We start from the raw sequence: 22,276 nt of genomic DNA, 5'->3' as shown, positions 1-22,276 counted from the left end.
ATGTCTGATCGCGGCGACTCTGATCACAGCGACAAGGATCTGGCGCCTGCCACGATGCTGACGGGCGCCGGGCGCCGCAGGGAATGGACCGGCATTGCCGGCCACAAGGGCGGCGTTGTGAACCCGCCGGTGTGGCGGGGCAGCACTCACCTTTACGAAGATGCCGCCGATCTTGCGGCCGGGCGCCCCAATGAGGATGGGCATTTCTATTACGGCCGCCGCGGCGCGCCCACCCAATGGTCGCTGGCCGAAGCTCTGACCCAGATCGAGCCCGGCGCGGCCGGAACCGTGCTCTATCCCAGCGGCGTTGCCGCCATTGCGGGCGCGCTGCTGGCGGTGCTGCGCACGGGCGACGTTCTGCTGATGACGGACAATGCCTATCAGCCCAGCCGTGCCCTTTCCGAAGGGCTGCTGAGCCGCATGGGCGTGGAAACCCGCTGGTTCGATCCGCTGGATGTAGATGGATTCGCGGCTCAATTCTGCGAACGGACAAAGGCCATGCTGCTGGAAAGCCCCGGCAGCCTGACGATGGAAGTCTGCGACGTGCCCGCCCTTGCCGCCATCGCGCGGGACAAGGGCGCCGTCAGCCTGATCGACAATACCTGGGCCAGCCCGCTGGGCTTCCCGGCGCTGGAACGCGGCTGCGATATTTCCATCATGTCGCTGACCAAGCATGTCGGCGGCCATTCGGATGTGATGATGGGCAGCGTCAGCGCGGCCGAACCGCATTTCAGCCGTATCCGCCGCATGTCCCAGCAATTGGGGCAGGTCGTCTCGCCCGACGATGCGGCCCTTGCCCTGCGCGGCCTGCGCAGCCTTTCACTGCGGCTGGAACGGGAAAATTCCAGCGCGCTGCAGATCGCCCGCTGGCTCGCGGGCCGGGCGGAAGTCGCCCGCGTGCTTTGCCCCATGTTGCCCGGTGCGCCGGGGCACGATCTGTGGGCGCGCGATTTCACCGGTGGCTGCGGGCTGTTCAGCTTCGTGCTGAAAGGCGCCGACGATGCCGCTCGCGCCCGCTTTATCGACGCGCTGGAATTGTTCGGCATCGGCTATAGCTGGGGCGGGTTCGAGAGCCTTGTCATCCCCTTCGATCCGCAGGGCGCCCGCAGTGCCACGCACTGGCCGCCGCCGGGCAGCGATCCGGCGGACCGGCTGGGCATCCGCCTGTCCATCGGGCTTGAAGACCCGGCGGACCTGATCGCCGATCTGGCGCGCGGCTTTGCCGCCATGGGCCGGGCGGGATGAATGCCCTCGCCTTCCTCGCCGCCGCGAGTGCAGGCAAGGATGCCCCGCCCGGAGTAGCCGCGGCGGACGACATCAGGGACGCCGTTTCCGCCAAGGCCGGCGCAGTGGCCCAGTTTGTCGGCACGCTGGATTCGATTGCCCTGCAGATCGGCCACACAAGGATTTCCCTGTGGGACACACTGGTGGTGGTGATGGTCATCACTGCCGTGCTGTTTTTCGCATGGTTCGCCAGCAGGCTGGCGCGCTGGCTGCTGGGCAAGGCCACCCGGCTGGACCCGACGCAGAAACTGCTGACCGACAAGCTGCTGACCGTGGCCATCTGGGCGCTGTCGATCCTGGTCGGGATCGACATATTGGGCATAGACCTGACCGCGCTGGCCGTGTTTTCCGGCGCCTTCGGCCTGGCCATCGGCTTCGGCCTGCAGAAGACCTTCGGCAATCTGATCGCGGGGATCATCCTGCTGATGGACCGTTCGATCAAGCCGGGCGATGTGATCGCGGTGAGCGACATGTCCGGCCGCGAGAGCTTCGGCCAGATCCGCAAGATCGGCATCCGCGCCATTTCGGTCACCACGCGGGACATGAAGGAATACCTCATCCCGAACGAGAACCTGATGATCAATCAGGTGGAGAACTGGTCCTACAGTTCGCGCGATGTGCGGGTGAAGGCGCCCATCGGCGTGGCTTACGATACCGACATCGATCTGGCGCGAGACCTGATGATGCAGGCCGCCAAGGACGTGACGCGAGTGCTGCACGATCCCGCGCCGCGCGTTCTGCTGATGGATTTCGGCGAAAATTCGATCAATTTCGAAATCCGTTTCTGGATCACCGACCCGGAAGAGGGCATCAGCAGTGTCCGTTCCGAAGTCTATTGGCGGGTCTGGCGCCTGTTCCGCGAAAACGGCATCAAGATCCCCTTCCCCCAGCGCGACATCAATCTGCGCGGCAATGCCCAGTTCGATACGCTGATCGCCGCGCTGGAGCGGGATTCGCGCGGTGAAGACGGCGGCGAAGACAGCGGTGGCGGCGGGCCGGGACAGGCCGGCTAAAGCTCACCTACCCCCTGCCAAAACCATTCTCGCTGGCACTTGAGGGGTACCGGGGCCATGTGCGCCCCATGAAGAATGCCGCAACTCCCGCCACGGTCTATCTGGTCGGCGCCGGCCCGGGCGATCCGGACCTGCTGACCCTGCGCGCCGCGCGCCTGCTGATGCAGGCCAGGCTGGTGGTGCATGACGGGCTGGTCGATCCCTCGATCCTGGCGCTGGCCCGCCCCGATGCGCGGCTGATCTCGGTCGCCAAGAGCCGTTCGCGCCACACCATGCCGCAGGAAGAAATCAACGCCCTGCTGGTGCGCGAGGCACAGGCGGGTAACAGCGTGGTGCGCCTGAAGGGCGGCGATCCGTTCATTTTCGGCCGCGGCGGAGAAGAAGCCGATGCCTGCCATGCGGCGGGCGTTCCGGTGGAAGTCGTCCCCGGCATCAGCGCCGCCATCGGCGCGGCGGCGGCTGCACAGATTCCGCTGACCCATCGTGACAGTGCCAGCATCGTCAGCTTCGTGGCGGGCCAGTGCAAGGGCCTGACCGAGCAGGACTGGTCCGGCCTTGCCGGCAAGGGCCGCACTTTGGTGATCTACATGGGCGTCACCACGGCCCCGCAGATCGCGGAAAAGCTGATGGAAGACGGCGTGGCCCCGGATTGCCCGGTGGCCGTGATCGAAAATGCCGCGCGCCCCACCATGCGGGTGCTGCGCGCTTCGCTGGCAGGCCTGCCCGATCTGGTCAGCGGCGCAAAGGTGAAAAGCCCCGCCGTAATCGTGATCGGCGAGGTTGCATCTCAGAAATCAGGCCGTAACGACGCGGCCCTCAGGCAATTGGCGCTGGAGGCGCAGGGATGAAGATTCTTACCGGAAACGACCTCAAGAGCGGGGCCGTCGTGTGGTGGACCGGGCATGACTGGTCTATCCACGTCGAAGATGCAGTGGATGTGGGCGATCAGGCCGACGCCATCCTGCAGCGCGAGGAAGGGGCCCGGCGGGTCAATGCTTCCTACGCCATCGACGCGCAGCCCGACGGCGAACGCGGCGTGCGCCCTGCCCATATCAAGGACCGTATCCGCGCGCTCGGCCCCACCGTGCGCCCTGACCTGACCCTCAAACCCGCCGATCCCAACGCCGGCAACTGGGTGATCTGATGTACCGTTATGACCAATATGACCAGGCGATGGTCGATACCCGCGTCGCGGAATTCCGCGACCAGACCCGCCGCCGCCTCGAAGGCAAGCTGACCGAGGATCAGTTCAAGCCGCTGCGCCTGCAGAACGGCCTCTATCTGCAGCTGCATGCCTATATGCTGCGCGTGGCCGTGCCCTATGGCACGCTCAACGCCGCCCAGATGCATGTGCTGGCGAACATCGCGGACAAATATGACCGCGGCTATGGCCACTTCACCACGCGCCAGAACATCCAGTACAACTGGATCAAGCTGGAAGACGCGCCCGATATTCTGGCGGACCTTGCCGCCGTGGAAATGCACGCGATCCAGACCAGCGGGAACTGCATCCGCAACATCAGTTCGGACCAGTTCGCCGGCGCCGCCGCAGACGAGCTGATCGATCCGCGCCCCTATGCGGAACTGCTGCGCCAGTGGTCCAGCTTCCACCCGGAATTCCTGACCCTGCCGCGCAAGTTCAAGATCGCCGTGATCGCCAGCGAAACCGACCGCGCGGCAATGAAGCTGCACGATATCGGCATTCGCATCGTGAAGAATGCGGCGGGCGAGATCGGCGCGGCCTTCTATGTCGGCGGCGGCATGGGCCGCACGCCCATGATCGCGCCGCTGATCCGCGACTTCGTGCCGCTGGACCAGCTGATTACCTATTCGGAAGCCTGCCTGCGGGTCTACAACCGCTATGGCCGCCGCGACAACAAGTACAAGGCGCGCATCAAGATCCTCGTCCATGAACTGGGCAAGGAAGAATATACGCGTCAGGTGGAGGAAGAATTCGCCCACCTGCTGACACAGGGCATCGAACCCCCGATTGCCGAGCTGGAGCGGATCAAGGCCCACTTCACCGATCCGGCCTATGACACTGCCGCCGCTGACGATCTGGACCTTTCGGACCCGGATTTCGCCCTCTGGGTGGAACGTAACATCGTGGCCCACAAGCAGCCGGGCTACATCATCGCCAATATCAGCCTGAAGCCGGTTGGCGGCATTCCGGGCGATGCCTCAGCCGAACAGATTCACCTGATGGCCGATCTGGCGAAGGAATACAGCTTCGACGAACTGCGCGTGACCCACGCCCAGAACATCGTGCTGCCCCATGTCCGCAAGGCCGATCTCTACACGCTGTGGCAGAAGCTGGACGCCGCCGGCCTCGGCGCGGCCAATCTGGACACGGTGGAAGACATCATCGCCTGCCCCGGCCTCGATTATTGCAGCCTTGCCAATGCCCGCTCCATCCCGGTGGCGCAGAAGATTTCGCAGCGTTTCGCCGAAAACGGCAAGACGGCGGAACTGGGCGAGCTGAAGCTGAAGATCAGCGGCTGCATCAATGCCTGCGGCCACCACCATGCCGGCCACATCGGCATTCTGGGCGTCGACAAGAAGGGCACCGAAAACTACCAGCTGCTGCTCGGCGGCTGCGAGGGTGACGATACTTCGCTCGGCAAGATCACCGGCCCCGGCTTTGACGAGGACGGCATCGTGGACGCAGTGGAAAAGGCCACCGGCGTCTATCTGGCCGAACGCACCGAAGGGGAGCGTTTCCTCGATACCTACCGCCGCATCGGCATGGATAAGTTCAAGGAGGCGATCTATGCTTGATAGCCTGCGTTTCCGCGAAGACGAGGCAGTCACTGCCCCCGCCGTGACGGTCGACGCCTTTCTCGACCAGACCAATGCCGCCGCCGTCCGCATCGAACCGGGCGACGACGCGAAGAGCCTGCTGCCCTTCCTCGAACAGCTGCGACTGGTGGAAGTGAACTTCCCCAGCTTCGGCGACGGGCGCGGCTATTCCAGCGCGCGCATCCTGCGCGAGGCCGGCTATCAGGGCGAATTGCGCGCCGTGGGCGATGTGCTGGTGGACCAGCTTTCGCACATGCGCCGCTGCGGCTTTGACAGCTTCCTGCCCGAAAAGCCCTTCGATCCCGAAGATGCGCAGAACGCGCTCGACCGCTGGCCCGAAGTCTATCAGGCCACCGGCGATGGGCGCACGCCCATCTGGGCCAAGAGGCACCCTGTCGATGAACGGGGCTGAAGTGTCCTCCCGCCCGCGCGACCGGATCGATACGTCGGCCCGTTTCACGGAAGGCGATGCCATTCGCCTGAACCGGATGTTCCGCGGGCAGGAAACGCTTGAGATGCTCTCCAGCGTGCTGAAGGATCATCTGGCGGGCGACGTTGCCGTCGTTTCCAGCTTCGGCGCGGAAAGCGCGGTGCTGCTGCATCTGGTGGCGCAGGTGGACAAATCCATCCCGGTGCTGTTCCTCGATACGGACAAGCATTTCCCCGAAACCATCGCCTATCGCGATGAGCTGGTGGCCTTTCTCGGCCTGACCAATCTGGTCATCCTGAAGCCCGAGGCGGAGGAAATCGCCGCCAAGGACGAGGCGGGCCTGCGCTGGAGCTGGGACCCGGACGGCTGCTGCGAAATCCGCAAGGTGAAGCCGCTGGCGAAGGCCCTGGCGGGCTTCGATGCCTCGATCACCGGGCGCAAGGCCTTTCAGGCCAGCACCCGCGCGCAATTGCCGCGGTTCGAGATCGACAATTCGGACGAACAGGGCCGCCTGAAGATCAACCCGCTGATCGACTGGACGGCGGAAGATCTGGAAGCCTATTTCGAGGAATACGGCCTGCCGCGCCATCCGCTGGTGGCACAGGGCTATCCCTCCATCGGCTGCTCCCCCTGCACCCACAAGGTCGCGCCGGGCGAAGACCCTCGCTCGGGCCGCTGGAAGGGCTGGGACAAGACCGAATGCGGCATCCACAGCCCGAACAACCCCGACGCCTACCGCCTGCCACCGGAAGGCTTCGACCCCGCGCTGTAAGGATACAGGGCACGTTCCACACGTGCCCTGCCGGCGCCCCGCTCGCCATCCCTGCCCTTCGACAGGCTCTGGGTGGACCTCCCTGCGGTCGAACCGGGATCGCCGGCCTTTGCGCCTGCCTTCTTCCTGTTTCGTCATCCCCGCGCAGGCGGGGATCCAGCAGCAACCGTCGAACTGGTTTCCCGCCTGCGCGGGAATGACGAAGATCCGGTTCAGCCCCCTGCCCCCTTGGTCATCCCGGACTTGTTCCGGGATCCAGCTTCTTCTTCGCGCCAGAAAGCTGGACCCCGGAATGAATCCGGGGTGACACGTGAAGCGCGAGCGCATTTGGCAAATCAACTTGACATAACGAACCGTTTCGGTTATATGCCCCGCACCTTGCAGCAATAGCACGCTGCAAGCCTCCAATCCGGAGGGCGGCATGTCGACTGCCTTTCCTCCCTTGTTCGCTTTGAACAACGCGGCCGGTGCGGGTGTGTGTCTGCGGGGGCGTTACCCCCTGGCAAAGCCGCTTGCGCCAGATGCGGTTACCGGATGCGCGGATTTCACCGGCCGCCCCCGATCCTGCCCCCTCTTGCGGGCAGGCCATCCGGGGCGTGCACGCAGAACCGCCAGTGGCGCGGGATCATCACCCGCGAGAAAGGGATGCCCGGCTGCGAGCCCGCGGGCGCCTTTTCCGGCCGGTCACCGATCGGGTTGAGCCAGGTGCATGGTGGATGTGCCCGGCCCTTCGCTATCCTTCCGCCCGCCCCCTGCACGCGCCATTCCTGACGCCGTGCCGGCCGCGCGATTGGTTTGGTTGCGCTACACTGGCGGTAAGGTCCGGGTTTGCCGCCGGATGGGGTTTTGTGCCTGCGCCCCACCTACAACCCAAACCTTCGTCATCCCCGCGCAGGCGGGGATCCAGCAGCAACCGTCGAACTGGTTTCCCGCCTGCGCGGGAATGACGAATTAAGGGAAGCGCCCAATCACACTACACCCGCTCATCCTGAGCCTGTCGAAGGACACGCGGAACATGTGCCCAGCCGGCCCCGTCCAAGGACCAAGTCCAAACCTCAGCGCGTGTCCTTCGACAAGCTCAGGACGAACGGAAGTTGGAGTCGGAGGGCAATCGGGACATCCAGCCCCGACACCAGCCCTCAGCCTAAAGCCACTTGTTCTCGCGATACCATGTCGCCGTGGCCTTCAGCCCCTCGCGCGTATCGATGCGGGGCGTCCAGCGGCTCTTCGGCGGGGCCTTGCTCCTTGCGCAGACCCAGTCGGGGTGGCTCATGTAATTGACGCGGTCGATGGTCAGCTTGGCCTTGGCCCCACGGAACAGGGCATCCAGCGCGGCGGCGCGCAGCAGCATCGGTTTGGACAGGCCGGGCGTCAGCACCTTGCGCCCCACCGCCTCGCCAATGGCGCGGGCCATTTCCTTATGCGGCCAGCCGCCCTTGCGGCCATCGTCCGGCTCGAACACCTTGTAGGTCACATCCTCGCCCGAGGGGACCAGCGCGAACAGCAGGCTGGCGAGGTCCGCCACATGGATCATGGATGCCGCGCCGTCTTCCGGCACCGGCACTACGCCCCAGCGCGCGGCGCGGAACAGTTCGAACATGTCAGTATCGCGCGGGCCGTAGATCGCGGGCGGGCGCACGATGGTCCAGTCCAGCGCGGATGCCTTGACGATCTTTTCCGCCCGGCGCTTGGACTTGCCATAGGCCGAAAGGCCCGGCTCGCGCGCCGAGAGCGAGGATACCTGAATGAAGCGCGGCACGCCTGCCTTCAGCGTCGCTTCCACTACGGCCAGTGTGCCCGCCACATTGCCGATTTCGAACTGGACCGGATCGGGCGTGTTGACCACGCCTGCCACGTGAATGACGGCCTCTGTGCCCTTCACCAGCGCGGCGAGCGCCTTGGCACTGGCGAGATCGCCCTTCACCCATTCCACGCCCTTGCGGGGCTTCTGCGGCTTGCGCGTGAGGGCACGGACGGGAATGCCCAGTCGGGCCGCCTCGTCCAGCATTGCCTGTCCCACGAAACCGGTCGCGCCGGTGACGGCTATCGTCACAAGAGCACCAGCTGATCGCGATGGACGAGCGCGGAACGCGGGGAATAGCCGAGGATCGCGGCATGTTCTTCCGTGCGGGTGCCCTTCAGGCGATCGCATTCGGCGGAGGAATATTCCGCGAGGCCCTGCGCGATAGGCTTGCCCGCCGCATCCTGCACGATCACCGGATCGCCGCGTTCGAAGCTGCCATCCACCCCGGTCACACCGGTGGCGAGCAGACTGCCGCCCTTGGCCAGCGCCTTGGCACAACCGGCATCGACCGTGAGCGTACCCATCATCCGCATGCGCCCGCCCAGCCAGGCCTTGCGCGCGCCATCCTTGCGCAGGGGCAGGAACAGCGTGCCGGTGCCATTGCCCATGGCGCGGCCAATCGGCGACGCATGGGTGCCGTTGAGGATGGCGAGCGCAATGCCCGCCCGCTCCGCGATCTCGGCCGCCTGCAGCTTGGAAGTCATGCCCCCGGAGCCGAGGCCGGAGCCGGAGCGGTCGTCCGCCATGGCATAGATTTCTTCGGTCACCCCGCGCACCTGCGGCAGCATCTGCGCGCCGGGCTGGCTGGGATTGCGATCGTACAGCCCGTCCACGTCAGACAGCAGCAGCACGCCATTGGCATGGGCGGCCTGCGCCACGCGCGCGGCCAGCCGGTCATTATCGCCGAAGCGGATTTCTTCCGTGGCGACGGAATCGTTCTCGTTCACCACGGGCACCGCACCCGCCTTCAGCAGACGGCCCAAAGTGGCGGCGGCGTTGAGATAGCGGCGGCGATCTTCCAGATCGTCCAGCGTCAGCAGCAGCTGCGCGGCAGTAAGGCCGTGGCCTGCCAGCAGGTCCGACCAGATGCCCGCAAGGCCGATCTGGCCCACGGCGGCAGCAGCCTGCGCATCGGCCAGATTGCCGCGACCGCCCTTTTCCAGCTTCAATCGCGCGGCGCCCAGCGCGATGGCGCCGGAACTGACCACCACCACCTGCTGCCCACGTGCATGGGCGGCGGCGATTTCCTCCACCAGCGAGGCGAGCCATTCACGGCGCGGCTGCCCATCCGGCCCGACAAGCAGGGCGGAGCCGACCTTGATCACAAGGCGGGGGCAAAGGGCCGCATCGGCCAGATCAGTAAGATGCGCAATCGTCATGGCGGGCGGGCCTTAGCCGTTGCGCGATAGCTTTGGAAGCACCGTCAAAGCGGGGACCAGGGCTTCTCGTCGTGTGCTTCTTCCACTTCGCCGTCAGGACGTTCCGTGATCGTCTTGGCCGGAAGATAGCTCAGCACCGCATCGAGCAGCGCCTCCATCCCCTCGCCCGTGGCGCCGGAGATGGGGAACACTTCGTCGGCACCTGCCGCCTTGAGTTCCTTCGCATAATCGGCGGCCAGTTCGCGGCCGGAAATGTCGATCTTGTTCAGGGCCACCAGGCGCGGCTTGCCTTCCAGCCCGCCGCCATAGGCTTCCAGCTCGTCCTCAACGATCCGCATGGCCTCCACCGGGTCAACCCCGCCAATGTCGATCAGATGGACCAGCACGCGGCAGCGTTCGATATGGCCCAGGAAGCGATCGCCGATGCCCGCGCCATCCGCCGCGCCTTCGATCAGGCCGGGAATGTCCGCCAGCACGAATTCGCGGTTGCGGTGCCGCACCACGCCCAGCTTGGGCACCAGCGTGGTGAAGGCATATTCGCCCACCTTGGACTGGGCATTGGAGACGGCATTGAGGAAGGTGGACTTGCCGGCGTTGGGCAGGCCGACCAGGCCGACATCGGCCAGCAGCTTCAGCCGCAGCCACACATACATTTCCTGCGCGGGCATACCGGGCTGGTGCTGGCGCGGGGCGCGATTGGTGCTGGTCTTGTAGCTGGCATTGCCCCGGCCGCCGATGCCGCCTTCCAGCAGGGTGACCCGCTGGCCGACTTCGGTGAGATCGGCCAGGACAGTCTCACCATCCTCGTCGGAGATAATCTGCGTGCCCACCGGAACCGGAATCACCAGATCGGGCGCAGCGGCACCGGTGCGATCCTTGCCCATGCCATGCGCGCCGCGCGAAGCCTTGAAGTGCTGGGCATAGCGGAAGTCGATCAGCGTGTTGAGGCCGGCCACGGCTTCGAACACGATGTCACCGCCCTTGCCGCCATTGCCGCCGTCAGGGCCGCCATATTCGACGTATTTCTCCCGCCGGAAGCTGACCGCGCCGGGGCCGCCCGCACCGGAGCGGAGATAGATCTTGGCCTGGTCAAGGAAATGCATGTCTGTTCGCCTCAAGCGCCGACGGGGCCATCTGGCCCCTGGCCGTCCGGCCACGCTTTCGCCTTCTAGCCGACAGGATTACTCAAAGCCACCTTGCTTACCCAAGGCGGCGGATCGGAAGCTGAGATGGAGCAGTTCTCAGCACACTGGTGGAGCCGAGGGGGATCGAACCCCTGACCTCGTCATTGCGAACGACGCGCTCTCCCAGCTGAGCTACGGCCCCGTTCCAGTGCGATCGCGGAGCCAAATGGCCCGCGGAAGCGGCCTCTTAGCGAAGAGGCCACCTGCTTGAAAGAACAAATTTGAGTCTGGACACCGCCCGGCCGGCGTTTGGCTCAGGGCGTCTGCTGCACCACCGGCTGCGAAGGATAGACCGCAGGCGCACCCGGAGCAGGGGCCGAAGCCGGCGCCTCGCCAGGAATGGCCGCATAGCTGGTCTGCGCGGACGGCAGCGCGTAATCCTGCGCGGCGGGCAATTCCGAGCCGGCCTGCACGCCCTGAACCGTCGTTGGCGGTCCGTAATCCGCCCTCAGATAGGCCGGGCCACCCGCGCCGTCGCCATAAAGGGCGCCATATTTGCTGTCCCAGTCAGCCACGGCGATTCGATATTTCTCCATGTCCTGATAGAACTGCTCGAACGCGGCCTCGAGCTTCGGCAGGCCTGCAAGGGCGAAGGAATCCACATCGGCCGGCGGCGTCAGCAACGCCTCTTCGCTCACCTTCAGCGCCGCATCGCAGAAATACTGGCGGGCAGGCGGCAGCGCGAAGTAATTATAGACCTGCGTCATATAGGCTTCACGCGCCCGGGTAGCCTTGGTGCCTGCGCCGAATTCCTTGCGATACTGCTTGTCGAGATCGGCGTTCACCTTGCTCAGCCGCTTGGCATGCTTGGTCAGCATCGCCTTGTAGCCATCGAGGATCGGCTGGTACTGCGGATCGATGCAGTTGAGCGCAGCCACATTCCAGGCAGAGCGGAAGTTCCACACCGTTTCCAGCGGATCGAGATGGGCGTTCACCGTCTGGCGCACACCGTCTACGCCCAAGGCCGGGATCAGCATGTCGGCAGTGGCCCCGCCCGGGGGAATGGGGCGCATCGGCACGGGTTCGGGTTCGGGAACGATCACGATCGCCACCGGCGGCGGGGGAGCAGGCTGAGGCGGCGGCGTTGACCCGCCGCAGGCCGAAAGCGTGACAAGACTGGCGACGGCCGCGAAGACTGACAGCTTGCGTAAAGAGATCTGCACGTTCCTGCTCATTAGATTTAGGGCCCCTCCCCCCTGAACTCCCGGATATTGAACCCGGTGGAATTGGCGGCGCCTTATATGCCGCGGGAGCTTTCGCCCCGATGAAGCGCCTTCCTAACGTGCCTAACCAATAATGAAAATGCCCGGGATGCCACGTGGCACCCCGGGCACGATATTCTGCGGCTCCAGCCGGATCAGTTGCGGTTATTACCCATGATCCGCAGCAGGAACAGGAACATGTTGATGAAGTCGAGGTAGAGGTTCAGCGCCCCCAGCACGACTGCCTTGCCGGCCCATTCGGTGCCGGCGACATGGGCATATTGTTCCTTCAGCTTCTGCGTATCGTAGGCGGTAAGGCCCGCGAAGATCAGCACACCCAGATAGGTGATCGCCCAATAGAGGCCCGGCGACTGCAGGAAGATGTTGATCAGGCTGGCGATGATCAGGCCGATCACGCCCATAATCAGGAAGCTGCCCATGGCGGACAGATTCTTCTGCGTCGTGTAGCCATAGAGGCTGAGGCCCGCGAAGGCGCCGGCGGTAGCGAAGAAGGTCGCCGCGATCGAAGCCCCCGTATAGACGAGGAAGATCGTGGAAAGCGACAGGCCCATCAGCGCCGCATAGCCCCAGAACAACGCCTGAAGCGTGGTGGTGCTGAAGCGGTTCGCGCCGAAGCTCATCGCGAAGACGATGGCCAGCGGGGCCAGCATGATCACGAAGCCAAGGCCGCTCGACATCACCGAGAGGGCCAGGCCCGAACGGGCGAACAGCATCGCGATGATGCCGGTCAGCAGCACGCCCGATGCCATGTAATTGTAGATCGACAGCATGTGCTTGCGCAGGCCGGCGTCAAAGGTCGTGCGGCCGGCAAGGTCGCCGCCAAAGCCGGTAGACGCGCCGAATCCCTGCTGCGAGCGGCGGGGTTCGTTCCAATCTGCCATTTTCGTTTCCTAACTCCAGTGCCGGCCGCCCAAAGCGGGGCCGGTCAACACCGAATATCGATGTTCACGAGACCGATTTCAAGGAAAACCGGATTGGATTAGTCTGATTCCGTTAACTTTGGGAAGCAGCTCTTGCTTCGGCCGCCATCTGGATCGAACGGTCGCGCGCTCCGCGCAATGTCGCCTCCATCAGATCGGCGAGGGCATTGCCCTTGTCGAGTATGTCCAGCCCCACTTGCGTAACCCCGCCCGGGCTTGCCACGCGGCGGGCCAGTTCACCTGGCGAATGCTCCGACGCGGCAGCAAGAGCGGAAGCGCCCTCCACAGTTGCCAGCGCAAGGCGCTGCGCCTGTTCGGCAGGCAGGCCGAGATTGGCCGCGCCCTGCGCCAGCGCATCGATGAAGCGATAGACGAAGGCGGGGCCGGATCCGGCCAGCGCCGTAACGAGGTCCATCAACCCTTCTTCCGTCAGCCATTCGGCAGTGCCCAGCGGCGCCATCAGCGCGTCGATCCTGGCCGTGGAAGCATCGTCCAGCCCCGCCCCGACGAGCGCCACCGGCGACTTGCCCAATGCGGCGGCAAGGTTGGGCATCACCCGCACCTGTGCGGCGGAATTCGGGAAGGCTGCGGCCAAAGTCGCCAGCTGGACGCCCGCCAGCACGGAAAGCAGCACAGTGCCCTGCCCGACCAGTGGCGCAACCTGCGGAGCCACCTCGGCCAGCTTCTGGGGCTTCACGCCCAGCATCACTGCGTCGAATTGTCCGACATCCGGCAGGCTGCGCAATTGCGTTACGCCTTCGGGCAGGTCACGCGGGCTGGGATTGACTACGGTGAAGACCGATGGGGCAATGCCGCCTGCGATCCAGCCCTTCAGCATGGCGCCGGTCATATTGCCGCAGCCGACGAGGAGAATGGAAGTGAAGCTGTTCATGGCATGCCGACTGACTTAGTGCGGCAACAGCGTCAAGCCTCTCCGGCTGCGTCCACCAATGCGCTGGCCAAGGCGTCGGCCGGATTCTTGTCGCCCCACAGCACGAACTGGAAGGCGGGATAGAAGCGGTCGCACTCGGCCACCGCGCTTTCCACCGCGAACTGCGCCTGGCCGAGGCTCAGCAGGCCATCGTCGCCCAGCATCAGCCCATGGCGATAGAGCAGCACCCCGCCGTTAGACCAGATATCGAAATGGCCGAGCCAGAGCTGTTCATTGACCAGCGCAAGCAGTTCGAAGGTCGCCCGGCGCTTGGCATCGGGCACGCGGATGTCGGGCAGGCATAGCAGTTGCAGCACCCGGTCTTCCGAACGCCAGATGCCGCGCACCTGATAGCGCGTCCAGCTCCCCTGTATCTCGCCGGAAATCTCGTCATCGCTGACGAACTCGCAAGGCCAGCCCCGCGCGTCGAACAGCTGGGCGAGCATGTCGACCGGGGCCGCGTCGTCGCGGTCGATGTCCTCTTCGCTTGTCCTCATCGCATAGCTTCCCACGGTTCTCGCAACCCTTCGATAACCAATGCGTTGGGCAGTGGCACTGCTGCAATCCGCCCCTATGGCGGCGCTGGGCAAAACTCGATAACCCTGTTTACAAGCTGTGCAAAAATGGCACCGACTGCGGTTGCAGCGTCACAAGCGGGTCAGGAAACCGGTTCGACTTCCTCACCGGCAGAGCTGGTGAACACGAAGCAGTCGATCCCTTCGGCCTTGAGTTTGGCGATGAAGGCATTGGCTTCCTTCGCACTGCCGAACGGCCCGGTCAGCAGGCGGTTGGTCCGGCCCCATTGCGCGACATAGCCCTTGCGGCTGCCGAACAGCTTGGACTGTTCCTTCTGCAACTTGCGCCAGGTGAAGGCGATGGCCGAGCGGTTCTGGCCCGTACCCACCTGAACCCAGACGCGGCTGGGATTGGCGGCCTTCTTCTTGGCTTCGGCCTTCTTCTCAGCCTCTATCTTCTTGCGCTCTGCCTCGGCCTTCTTGTCAGCTTCGGCCTTTGCCTTTTCAGCCTCGGCCTTCTTGTCCGGCTCGCGCTTGATGGCAATCCGCGTGATGTCCACGGCCCCGGCCGCAGGCGCAACCTTGGTCGGCAGCGTAGCGAATTCCGCAAAGGCATCGGCCAGACTGGCGGGCGCGGGCGGCGGCGTTTCGGCCGGCCGTGCAGGCGGAAGCGCGAACTGGGCAGGCGTTGGGGCCGGAGTTGGCGCCGGAGCGGGAACTGGCGCGGATGTCTGAACCGGGGCCGGCGTCGGAGTCCTGACAGGCGCCGGAACCGGATCGGCCTTGGCCAGCGTTGCGGCGGGCTTCGCCTGCTCGGCCGGTTTGCTCTTGGACGAAGACTTCGCATCCGCTGGCCTGGCGGCAGGCTTATCGGACTTTGCAAGCGTCACCACGGTGCCAGCTGGCGGCGCGGCGGGTTTGGCCTTGCCATCTCCCAGCGGCGCGCCGGTAGGAGTCAGCCGGGCATCGACCGCGGCAGCCACCTGCGGCAGCCTGGCCTGAGCGGCATATTGCGCGATCTGCGGATCGTCCTTCCCGATCGCATCGGCGTCAGGGAAATTGCCGAAATTGCCTGCCGACACCTGTTGCGCCCGGGTCAGCTTCGGCATGAAGCGCAGATAGGGCGCAATCCGTCCCGAGAGCGAGGCGGGCATCACTGCCTCCGCAATCGCCACTGCCTCATCCGTCTTGCCCAATGCGGCAAGCGCAAAGGCCCGCGTGCGATAGGCCGCGAGATCCTGCCGCTTGAGCAGCGGCAGCAAGGTCGCCTCCGACCCGGCCTGATCCCCGGAAATCGCCTGGCTAAGCGCAAGCTGGCGCGTGATTTCCTGAGATTTTTCGTCCGACAGGCCGCTTTCCGCCAAGGCTGCGCGATAGAATTGCTGCGCCCGCAGATTGTCGCCCACCATATCATAGGCAAGGCCGCGCTGGGCTGCATGAACGCCAAGTCTGACGCCCTGCTTCTCCGCCTCGTCAAACAGGGCCAGCGCCTCGATGGGCCGCTTGCGCGCGACCTGCGCCGCACCGAGGCCCGCTTTCGCCTCCGCCGCCGTTTCAGGCAGATTCTCCGCGCGGGAAAAGAAACCCACGGCAGCAGTGACATCGTTCAGATCGAGCGAGGCCCAGCCAGCATCGAGCATCGCCCTGCCGTCGAGCGCATTGGCCGACAAACGCATGAGCGCATCACTCAGATCGCTTGCCGATTTCGGCGGCAGCGGCTGCACCACTTCGCGGGAAGGGCCTCCGGTGGAGGACTGGGAAAAGGCCGGAACAGCCAGCACGGCAAGTGCCGCGACAATCGCAGTTCCCGCCATGGCCCTCTGGCCCTTTGCACTCTGCTTGGTGGAAATCACTGCACCCGAACCCGTTATCGCCCCAACCTTCGCCATTACCGGCTCGGGCCTGAGCTGCCCGAGCCTGGCTGAACGGGGGACGAATGCCCCCCGCCCCTGCGATCACTGGTTGTTCTGGCGCCCCAGAAAGCGCGGAATGCTGAGCGAGGAACCCGATGGATCGTCGTCATCGTCATCCACGGCATCCTTCGCAGCGCCGCGCGACAAATTGGCCATACGCTCGAACAGGGTCGAGCCGCCACCGGCAGCCCCGCCACCTGCAGCGGGCGCGGCCGGAGCAGCTGCGGAAGCGGCAGCCGCCGCTTCGCCGCCCAGAATGCCACGGCGGCGACCACCGCCAAGCTGGGCCTGCACCGGCGGTTCGTCCTGAGCGGCGAGGCGGCTGGCGTCGAGCAGCAGTTCGTCTTCATTGCCATTGCCGCCATCGGGCGCTTCCAGCGTCAGCTCAAGCTCGCTGCCGCCCATGCCGGTCTGCTGGGAAGCCGCGGGATTGAGCCAGTCATCGGCCATCCCGTCATCTTCCTCTTCCTCCAGCGTCAATTCGCCGGTCTGGATCTCGTCGCCACTCAGCGAGGCATAGCTGCCACCGCTCGTATCGTCATACTCGTCTTCCTCGTCATAGGACGGGGTCGGCTCATAGGCCTGCGGCATGGCGGGCGCTGCCATCGGCGGCGCTGAAGGCGCGGCAAAGCCAGGCGCGGCTTGCGGCTGCAGTGCAGCGGCATCCACGGCACGCTCGTCTTCGGTCGGCACGGGCAGCACAGGGCGCTTCGGCCCGCGCGGCGCCGAGAAGTCCAGCGGACGCGAAGCCTGCACGGCCTGCTCCACCGTCTGCTCGATACCGGTGGCGACCACCGAAACGCGAATCTTGCCCTGAAGGTCCGGATTGAAGGCCGAACCCCAGATGATGTTCGCATCGGGATCGACCAGTTCGCGAATGTGGTTCGCGGCTTCGTCCACCTCCAGCAGCTTCATGTCTTCGCCGCCGATGATGGAGATGATGACACCCTTGGCGCCCTGCATGCTCACGCCGTCCAGCAGCGGGTTGGCAATGGCGCGCTCGGCTGCTTCCAGAGCGCGGTTTTCGCCCTCGGCCTCGCCGGTGCCCATCATCGCCTTGCCCATCTCGCCCATCACCGAACGCACGTCGGCAAAGTCGAGATTGATGAGGCCCGGCATCACCATCAGGTCAGTGATGGAACGCACGCCCTGCTGCAGCACTTCGTCGGCCAGCGCGAAGGCTTCCTTGAAGGTGGTTTCCGCCTTGGCCACCAGGAACAGGTTCTGGTTGGGGATGACGATCAGCGTATCGACGTGCTTCTGCAGTTCCTCGATGCCCGCATCGGCGGAACGCATGCGCCGCGTGCCTTCGAACAGGAACGGCTTGGTCACCACGCCTACGGTCAGCACGCCCTTGCGCCGGGCAGCCTCCGCAATGACGGGAGCCGCGCCCGTGCCGGTGCCGCCGCCCATGCCGGCCGCGATGAAGACCATGTTCACGCCGTCGAGCGCGCGCTCCAGCTCTTCCACGGTTTCTTCCGCGGCAGCCCTGCCCACTTCCGGGCGCGAACCCGCGCCAAGACCCTGGGTAATGTCAGGCCCAAGCTGGATGCGATGTTCGGCGATGGAATTGTTCAGCGCCTGCGCGTCTGTATTCGCGACGATGAAGTCCACACCCTCGATCTCGGAAGAGATCATGTTGGCGATGGCGTTGCCACCCGCGCCGCCCACACCGATCACGGTAATGCGGGGGCGCAGTTCCTCAACCGAAGGCGGGCCGATATTAATGCTCATTGAAGCTCTCCAAGAGGGCGCACTGCAAGGCGATGCTCATTGTTGCACTTGTGCCATAAAGGGAATCGCTGGTGCAAAGCGTAACAGCCCTTATCCACAGTCTGACAAGCGCGTTTCAAACCGCATTCATCCCGTCAGAAATACTGTTTCAGGGCCTGGAACACACGCTGGGCGAGCGCGAAACCGCTCAGCCGGGTGGTATCCTGATAGCCGGGACGAATGGAGCGGACGTCCACCGGATCGGCCGCGGCATAGAGGATCAGGCCGGCAAGTGTCGAAAAGCCGGGCACGCCATGCGCCTCCGGCAGGCCCTTCAACGCGGGCGGGCGTCCGATACGCACCGGCCGGGCGAGTGCCCCTTGCGCGAAATCCGCGATGCCGGCCAGTTCCGCCCCGCCGCCGGTCAGCACCACCTGTCCGTTCTGGCCGGGGAAGCCAAGGCTCTTGAGTGCCTTTGAAATCTCGCTGATCAGCTTGTCGAGCTGGCCGGTGATGACGGAGATCAGCTCTGCGCGCGGCACACGGTTCTTGTCGTCCGCATGGCGGGCAATTGGGCCGACCTGTTCTTCCCCCGGCCCGTTAACCGGGATCATCTCGCGATGGTCGGTCGGCGAGGCGATGGCCGAGCCGGAAACGCATTTGAGCCGTTCGGCCTGAAAGCGGCGAATGCCGAAATGGGATGCAATGGCATCGGTGATGTCGGCCGAACCCATCTGGATCGGCAGCATCCCCAGCAGCATTCCCCCGGCATAGACCGAGACATTGGTGACTTCCGCGCCCAGTTCGATCAGCGCCACGCCCAGTTCGCGTTCTTCCTGGCTGAGGCAGGCATAGCCAGCCGCGACAGGTGAGGCGATCACCGATTCCACATCGAGATGCGCGTTCTGAACCGCTTCAGTGATGTTGCGCACCGGCGCGCCATCGGCACACATCACGTGAATATCCACGCCAAGCCGCTCTGCATGCAGGCCCTTGGGGTTGGACACGCCATGCGCGCCATCCAGCGTGTAATGCGCTGGCTGGGCGTGGAGCACGGTGCGGCCATCGGGCTGCAACCCGTCCCGCGCGGCAACGAGGAGGTGTTCGATATCCTCTTCTTCGATCCGGCGGCCGCCAATATCGATTTCCACCTGTGCGATCTTGCTGGAAAGTCCGGCGCCCGAACACCCGATCCACACGCTGGATACGCTGGTGCCGGCCAGCTTCTCCGCCCGCTCTATCGCATCGCGCACGGCATAGGTCGCGGCCTGCATGTCGGTGACATAGCCGCGCTTGATCCCCTGCGCCGCACGGTGACCCGATCCCAGCACGATCATCTCGCCCGTTTCGCTCACCCCCGCGATCATCGCGGAAATGCGAAACGAGCCGATATTGATCGCCCCGAAAACCTTTGTGATGCGCGGCGTGGATGCCATTACTCGGGCACCTCCGCATTCTCGCTCATCTCATCCGTACCCGACGCTGTAGGCGCGGCAGTACCGGAATCGAGCTGCTGCTGCGTGCGGCCGGGAATGCGCATGTAGATCCGTTCCGGCGCGCGCATGTCGAATGTGGCGACCTTGCCGCCCAGCAGGCGGTTCACCCCGTCGAGCCGGGCGAAGGACACCAGCGCGCTGGCCGATTCCCGCTCGCCCTGCGGCAGGGCAAGCACCTGCCCCGTCTTGAAGGTGAGGTTCCAGCGACGATTGCCGACCCATTCGGCACCCGCCACCTGCGGTTCCAGCGCCGGGGCGGCATCCAGCAATGTGCCGAGTGCGGCAACCTGGCGGCCAGCGCCCGGCCCTTCGATAATCAGTTGCCCACGCGCGGCAGCGGTGGAAACCGGCTCAAGCTCGTGGCCGGTATCGTCGATCAGCACCAGCTTGTCGGCCTTCTTCAGCACGGCATGGGGCGTGCGCTCGACAATGTCGATCACCAGCGAATCCGGCAGGCGGCGCGAAACGCGCGCGTCCTTGACCCAGCTGAGGCCCAGCAACTGGACGCGCACCGCATCCAGATCGACCAGCGGCATCGCCCGGTCCCGCTCGCCCAATACGCGCTCATAGACCTTGAGTTCATTCATGCGCTGTACGCCGCGCACTTCCACCCGGTTCACTTCGAAGCCCGCATCGCCCGCCACTGTGGCGATCTGCTGGCTGGCAAGCGCGGGCAGGCCCGCAAGGCTGGCGACGATCCAGGCAAGCGCCACTGCCCCGCCCAGGATCAGGGCAAGGAAAACGCGCTGCAGCTGTTCTTCGGTGAAGGGCAGCCAGCGCACCAGCGCATCGGCCACTGCCCCGGTGGAGGAACGGGCCTGCTTAACCTTCTGCGCGGTGCCCCGGGCCGCCGCCGCGCGGCGCACCCCCTGAGCCTTGCGCTTGATCGTCTGCGCCACCTACGCCCCCTTTCCCCCGCGCGATGCTTCTGCACGCTCCAGCGCGTCGGCAATGATCGCCTCGACAAGGTCCCCATAGTCCATGCCGCAATATTTCGCCTGCTCGGGCACAAGGCTCAGCGGCGTCATCCCCGGCTGGGTATTCACTTCCAGCAGGAACAGCCCGGCCTGCCCCTGTTCGTCATCCCAGCGGAAGTCCGAACGGCTGGTGCCATGGCAGCCCAGCGCCTTGTGCGCCTTGAGCGCATAGGCCTTGCACAGTTCCATGATCTCCAGCGGGATATTCGCCGGGCAGATATGGTCCGTCATCCCGTCGGTATATTTCGCCTCGAAATCGTAGAAGCCGCCCTTGGGCACCAGTTCGGTAACGGTCAGCGCCTTGCCGTTCACCACTGCGCAGGTCAGTTCGCGGCCCTTGATATAGGGCTCGGCCAGAAGCTGGGCGAATTCCTGCCACGGGCCGGTTGCATCGCGGCGGATCGGATCGCCGTAATTGCATTCCTGGGTGACAATCGCCACGCCCACCGACGAGCCTTCGTTCACCGGCTTGAGCACATAGGGGCGCGGCAGCGGATCGCGCTGATAGAGTTCTTCCGACTGCACGATGCGCCCGCCCGGCATGGGGATGCCATGGGGGACGAGGACGAGCTTGGTCAGTTCCTTGTCGATGGCGATCACGGAAGTGGCGAGGCCGGAGTGGGTATAGGGAATGCCCATCAGGTCCATCATGCCCTGCACCGTGCCGTCTTCACCGGGCACGCCGTGCAGTGCGTTGAACACCACATCCGGCGCGGCCTCGGCCAGCTTTGCGGCCACGCTGCGATCCATGTCGATCCGCGTCACCTTGTGGCCGCGCGCTTCCAGCGCATCGGCCACGCCATTGCCCGACGTGAGCGAGACCGGCCGTTCATTGGCCCAGCCGCCCATCAGCACTGCGATATGGAGCTTGGGGAGTTCAGACACGGTAGCCTCCTCCGCGTTGCGTTGTGCGCTCCTGCGAAAGCAGGAGCCTAGCGGAACGAGGCGAGGCGACACTATGGGCTCCTGCTTTCGCAGGAGCGCACCAAGGGAGAAGCATCGCCAGCATCAAGGCCTCCCCACGCGCTGGATTTCCCATTCCAGATCCACGCCCTGGCTCTGGGAAACACGGCGGCGCACTTCCTCGCCCAGCCCTTCGATGTCGGTGCTGGTGGCGCTGCCGGTGTTGATCAGGAAATTGGTATGTTTTTCGCTCACTTGCGCGCCGCCCATGGTCAGGCCCCGGCAACCGGCGGCATCGACCAGCCGCCATGCCTTGTCACCTTCGGGGTTCTTGAAAGTCGATCCGCCCGTCTTGGAGCGGAGCGGCTGCGATTCCTCGCGCGCGGCGGCGATGCGGTCCATTTCCGCGCCGATTGCCGCCGGATCGCCCGGCTGCCCGGCAAACCGCGCCGAAACCACGATTGCGCCATCCGGCAGGGCGGAATGGCGATAGGAATATTGCAGTTCATCGGGCGCAAGCGTGACGAAGCTGCCATCGGGCAGGATCACATCGCAATCCACCAGAATATCGGCCACTTCGCGGCCATAGGCGCCGCCATTCATCCGCACGAAGCCGCCGACCGTGCCGGGAATGCCGCGCAGGAATTCCAGCCCGGCAATGCCCGCATCGCGCGCAGTGGAAGCCACCAGAATACCGCTCGCCCCGCCGCCGCAGCGCAGGGTGGTTGCATCCACCTGCTCCACTTTCGCGAAAGGCTTGCCCAGCCGGATCACTACGCCCGGCACTCCGCCATCGCGTACAATCAAATTGGAACCCAGGCCCAGCGCCATCACCGGCACCTGCCCGCCAAGCTGGCACAGGAACGAGGTAAGATCTTCCACATCGGCCGGTTCGAACAGCCAGTCCGCCGCGCCGCCCGCCTTGAACCACACCAGCGGGGCCAGCGGCGCGTTATGTGTCAGCTTGCCACGCACGTTCTTGACCGGAAGATGCGCCGAAACCATCACCTCGTCGATTTC

At 65.1% G+C, this 22,276-nt stretch carries 20 protein-coding genes and 1 tRNA gene; 7 read left to right on the top strand and 14 right to left on the bottom strand.

Translation table 11 applies throughout. The annotated features are described in order from the left end of the window. The 7 genes from metC (at window position 1) to SZ64_RS17300 (ending at window position 6,298) form a co-directional block, all read left to right on the top strand. Window positions 1-1,245: a cystathionine beta-lyase gene (gene metC, locus SZ64_RS17330; RefSeq protein WP_082384679.1), complete on the top strand. Its 1,245-nt coding sequence runs from the start codon at window positions 1-3 to the stop codon at window positions 1,243-1,245. Continuing rightward, on the top strand, window positions 1,242-2,297 hold the full coding sequence (locus tag SZ64_RS17325; protein WP_054531951.1) for a mechanosensitive ion channel domain-containing protein: 1,056 nt from the start codon (window positions 1,242-1,244) through the stop codon (window positions 2,295-2,297). The genes metC and SZ64_RS17325 overlap by 4 nt, the downstream gene beginning before the upstream one ends. Before the next feature lie 68 nt (window positions 2,298-2,365). Beyond that, complete coding sequence (cobA, locus tag SZ64_RS17320; RefSeq protein ID WP_054531950.1) at window positions 2,366-3,145, top strand: uroporphyrinogen-III C-methyltransferase; 780 nt, start codon at window positions 2,366-2,368, stop codon at window positions 3,143-3,145. Further along, window positions 3,142-3,441 carry a DUF2849 domain-containing protein gene (locus SZ64_RS17315; RefSeq protein ID WP_054531949.1) on the top strand — a complete coding sequence of 100 codons (300 nt, stop codon included), beginning with the start codon at window positions 3,142-3,144 and terminating at the stop codon, window positions 3,439-3,441. The genes cobA and SZ64_RS17315 overlap by 4 nt, the downstream gene beginning before the upstream one ends. After that, the gene (locus SZ64_RS17310) at window positions 3,441-5,075 is read left to right on the top strand and encodes a nitrite/sulfite reductase (RefSeq protein ID WP_054531948.1); all 1,635 of its coding nucleotides are present in this window, start codon (window positions 3,441-3,443) and stop codon (window positions 5,073-5,075) included. The genes SZ64_RS17315 and SZ64_RS17310 overlap by 1 nt, the downstream gene beginning before the upstream one ends. Beyond that, window positions 5,068-5,508 (top strand): DUF934 domain-containing protein, encoded by a 441-nt coding sequence (locus tag SZ64_RS17305; RefSeq protein ID WP_054531947.1) that lies wholly within the window; start codon window positions 5,068-5,070, stop codon window positions 5,506-5,508. Before SZ64_RS17310 ends, SZ64_RS17305 begins: the two co-directional genes overlap by 8 nt. After that, complete coding sequence (locus SZ64_RS17300; protein WP_054531946.1) at window positions 5,495-6,298, top strand: phosphoadenylyl-sulfate reductase; 804 nt, start codon at window positions 5,495-5,497, stop codon at window positions 6,296-6,298. The genes SZ64_RS17305 and SZ64_RS17300 overlap by 14 nt, the downstream gene beginning before the upstream one ends. A gap of 1,144 nt (window positions 6,299-7,442) precedes the next feature. Here the strand turns inward: SZ64_RS17300 and SZ64_RS17295 are convergent. The 14 genes from SZ64_RS17295 to murB all read right to left on the bottom strand — a co-directional run bounded on the left by SZ64_RS17295 (window position 7,443) and on the right by murB (window position 22,261). Then, window positions 7,443-8,351: an NAD(P)-dependent oxidoreductase gene (locus tag SZ64_RS17295; RefSeq protein WP_054531945.1), complete on the bottom strand. Its 909-nt coding sequence runs from the start codon at window positions 8,349-8,351 to the stop codon at window positions 7,443-7,445. Continuing rightward, window positions 8,348-9,481 (bottom strand): glutamate 5-kinase, encoded by a 1,134-nt coding sequence (proB, locus tag SZ64_RS17290; protein WP_054531944.1) that lies wholly within the window; start codon window positions 9,479-9,481, stop codon window positions 8,348-8,350. Before proB ends, SZ64_RS17295 begins: the two co-directional genes overlap by 4 nt. Before the next feature lie 44 nt (window positions 9,482-9,525). Continuing rightward, window positions 9,526-10,584, bottom strand: coding sequence for a GTPase ObgE (gene obgE / locus SZ64_RS17285; RefSeq protein ID WP_054531943.1), 1,059 nt, complete (start codon window positions 10,582-10,584; stop codon window positions 9,526-9,528). A 147-nt stretch (window positions 10,585-10,731) separates the two neighbouring features. After that, window positions 10,732-10,807: transfer RNA gene (locus SZ64_RS17280), tRNA-Ala, on the bottom strand. A gap of 112 nt (window positions 10,808-10,919) precedes the next feature. Beyond that, the gene (locus SZ64_RS17275) at window positions 10,920-11,840 is read right to left on the bottom strand and encodes a hypothetical protein (protein ID WP_054531942.1); all 921 of its coding nucleotides are present in this window, start codon (window positions 11,838-11,840) and stop codon (window positions 10,920-10,922) included. A gap of 182 nt (window positions 11,841-12,022) precedes the next feature. Beyond that, entirely contained in the window at window positions 12,023-12,769 is a 747-nt protein-coding gene (locus tag SZ64_RS17270) for a Bax inhibitor-1/YccA family protein (protein WP_054531941.1), read from the bottom strand. 112 nt (window positions 12,770-12,881) lie between these two features. Continuing rightward, window positions 12,882-13,700, bottom strand: a complete 819-nt coding sequence (locus tag SZ64_RS17265) for a pyrroline-5-carboxylate reductase (protein WP_054531940.1) — start codon at window positions 13,698-13,700, stop codon at window positions 12,882-12,884. 32 nt (window positions 13,701-13,732) lie between these two features. Continuing rightward, complete coding sequence (locus SZ64_RS17260; RefSeq protein WP_054531939.1) at window positions 13,733-14,236, bottom strand: YbjN domain-containing protein; 504 nt, start codon at window positions 14,234-14,236, stop codon at window positions 13,733-13,735. Window positions 14,237-14,397: 161 nt separating this feature from the next. Next, a complete protein-coding gene (locus tag SZ64_RS19050; RefSeq protein WP_082384677.1) occupies window positions 14,398-16,143 on the bottom strand; it encodes a tetratricopeptide repeat protein in 1,746 nt (581 codons plus the stop codon). A 66-nt stretch (window positions 16,144-16,209) separates the two neighbouring features. After that, on the bottom strand, window positions 16,210-17,901 hold the full coding sequence (gene ftsZ, locus SZ64_RS17250) for a cell division protein FtsZ (protein WP_054531937.1): 1,692 nt from the start codon (window positions 17,899-17,901) through the stop codon (window positions 16,210-16,212). 134 nt (window positions 17,902-18,035) lie between these two features. Then, a complete protein-coding gene (gene ftsA / locus SZ64_RS17245) occupies window positions 18,036-19,316 on the bottom strand; it encodes a cell division protein FtsA (protein WP_054531936.1) in 1,281 nt (426 codons plus the stop codon). Then, window positions 19,316-20,275, bottom strand: a complete 960-nt coding sequence (locus tag SZ64_RS17240) for a cell division protein FtsQ/DivIB (protein WP_054531935.1) — start codon at window positions 20,273-20,275, stop codon at window positions 19,316-19,318. Before SZ64_RS17240 ends, ftsA begins: the two co-directional genes overlap by 1 nt. Further along, entirely contained in the window at window positions 20,276-21,238 is a 963-nt protein-coding gene (locus SZ64_RS17235; protein WP_082384676.1) for a D-alanine--D-alanine ligase, read from the bottom strand. It abuts the gene before it with no gap. A gap of 123 nt (window positions 21,239-21,361) precedes the next feature. After that, on the bottom strand, window positions 21,362-22,261 hold the full coding sequence (gene murB / locus SZ64_RS17230) for a UDP-N-acetylmuramate dehydrogenase (RefSeq protein WP_054532351.1): 900 nt from the start codon (window positions 22,259-22,261) through the stop codon (window positions 21,362-21,364). Between the last annotated feature and the right edge of the window lie 15 nt (window positions 22,262-22,276).

It is taken from the genome of Erythrobacter sp. SG61-1L (assembly GCF_001305965.1).
Classification (GTDB): domain Bacteria; phylum Pseudomonadota; class Alphaproteobacteria; order Sphingomonadales; family Sphingomonadaceae; genus Andeanibacterium.
This window is presented reverse-complemented; position numbering and strand designations above follow the sequence as displayed.

Bases quoted from the DNA above. Each gene is read 5' to 3' on its own strand.
- SZ64_RS17310 (WP_054531948.1), top strand. From the start codon at position 3,441: ATGTACCGTTATGACCAATATGACCAGGCGATGGTCGATACCCGCGTC.
- SZ64_RS17260 (WP_054531939.1), bottom strand. From the start codon at position 14,236: ATGAGGACAAGCGAAGAGGACATCGACCGCGACGACGCGGCCCCGGTC.
- ftsA (WP_054531936.1), bottom strand. From the start codon at position 19,316: ATGGCATCCACGCCGCGCATCACAAAGGTTTTCGGGGCGATCAATATC.
- SZ64_RS17325 (WP_054531951.1), top strand. From the start codon at position 1,242: ATGAATGCCCTCGCCTTCCTCGCCGCCGCGAGTGCAGGCAAGGATGCC.
- cobA (WP_054531950.1), top strand. From the start codon at position 2,366: ATGAAGAATGCCGCAACTCCCGCCACGGTCTATCTGGTCGGCGCCGGC.
- SZ64_RS19050 (WP_082384677.1), bottom strand. From the start codon at position 16,143: ATGGCGAAGGTTGGGGCGATAACGGGTTCGGGTGCAGTGATTTCCACC.
- SZ64_RS17300 (WP_054531946.1), top strand. From the start codon at position 5,495: ATGAACGGGGCTGAAGTGTCCTCCCGCCCGCGCGACCGGATCGATACG.
- obgE (WP_054531943.1), bottom strand. From the start codon at position 10,584: ATGCATTTCCTTGACCAGGCCAAGATCTATCTCCGCTCCGGTGCGGGC.
- SZ64_RS17265 (WP_054531940.1), bottom strand. From the start codon at position 13,700: ATGAACAGCTTCACTTCCATTCTCCTCGTCGGCTGCGGCAATATGACC.
- ftsZ (WP_054531937.1), bottom strand. From the start codon at position 17,901: ATGAGCATTAATATCGGCCCGCCTTCGGTTGAGGAACTGCGCCCCCGC.
- proB (WP_054531944.1), bottom strand. From the start codon at position 9,481: ATGACGATTGCGCATCTTACTGATCTGGCCGATGCGGCCCTTTGCCCC.
- SZ64_RS17275 (WP_054531942.1), bottom strand. From the start codon at position 11,840: ATGAGCAGGAACGTGCAGATCTCTTTACGCAAGCTGTCAGTCTTCGCG.
- SZ64_RS17305 (WP_054531947.1), top strand. From the start codon at position 5,068: ATGCTTGATAGCCTGCGTTTCCGCGAAGACGAGGCAGTCACTGCCCCC.
- SZ64_RS17315 (WP_054531949.1), top strand. From the start codon at position 3,142: ATGAAGATTCTTACCGGAAACGACCTCAAGAGCGGGGCCGTCGTGTGG.
- murB (WP_054532351.1), bottom strand. From the start codon at position 22,261: ATGGTTTCGGCGCATCTTCCGGTCAAGAACGTGCGTGGCAAGCTGACA.
- SZ64_RS17270 (WP_054531941.1), bottom strand. From the start codon at position 12,769: ATGGCAGATTGGAACGAACCCCGCCGCTCGCAGCAGGGATTCGGCGCG.
- metC (WP_082384679.1), top strand. From the start codon at position 1: ATGTCTGATCGCGGCGACTCTGATCACAGCGACAAGGATCTGGCGCCT.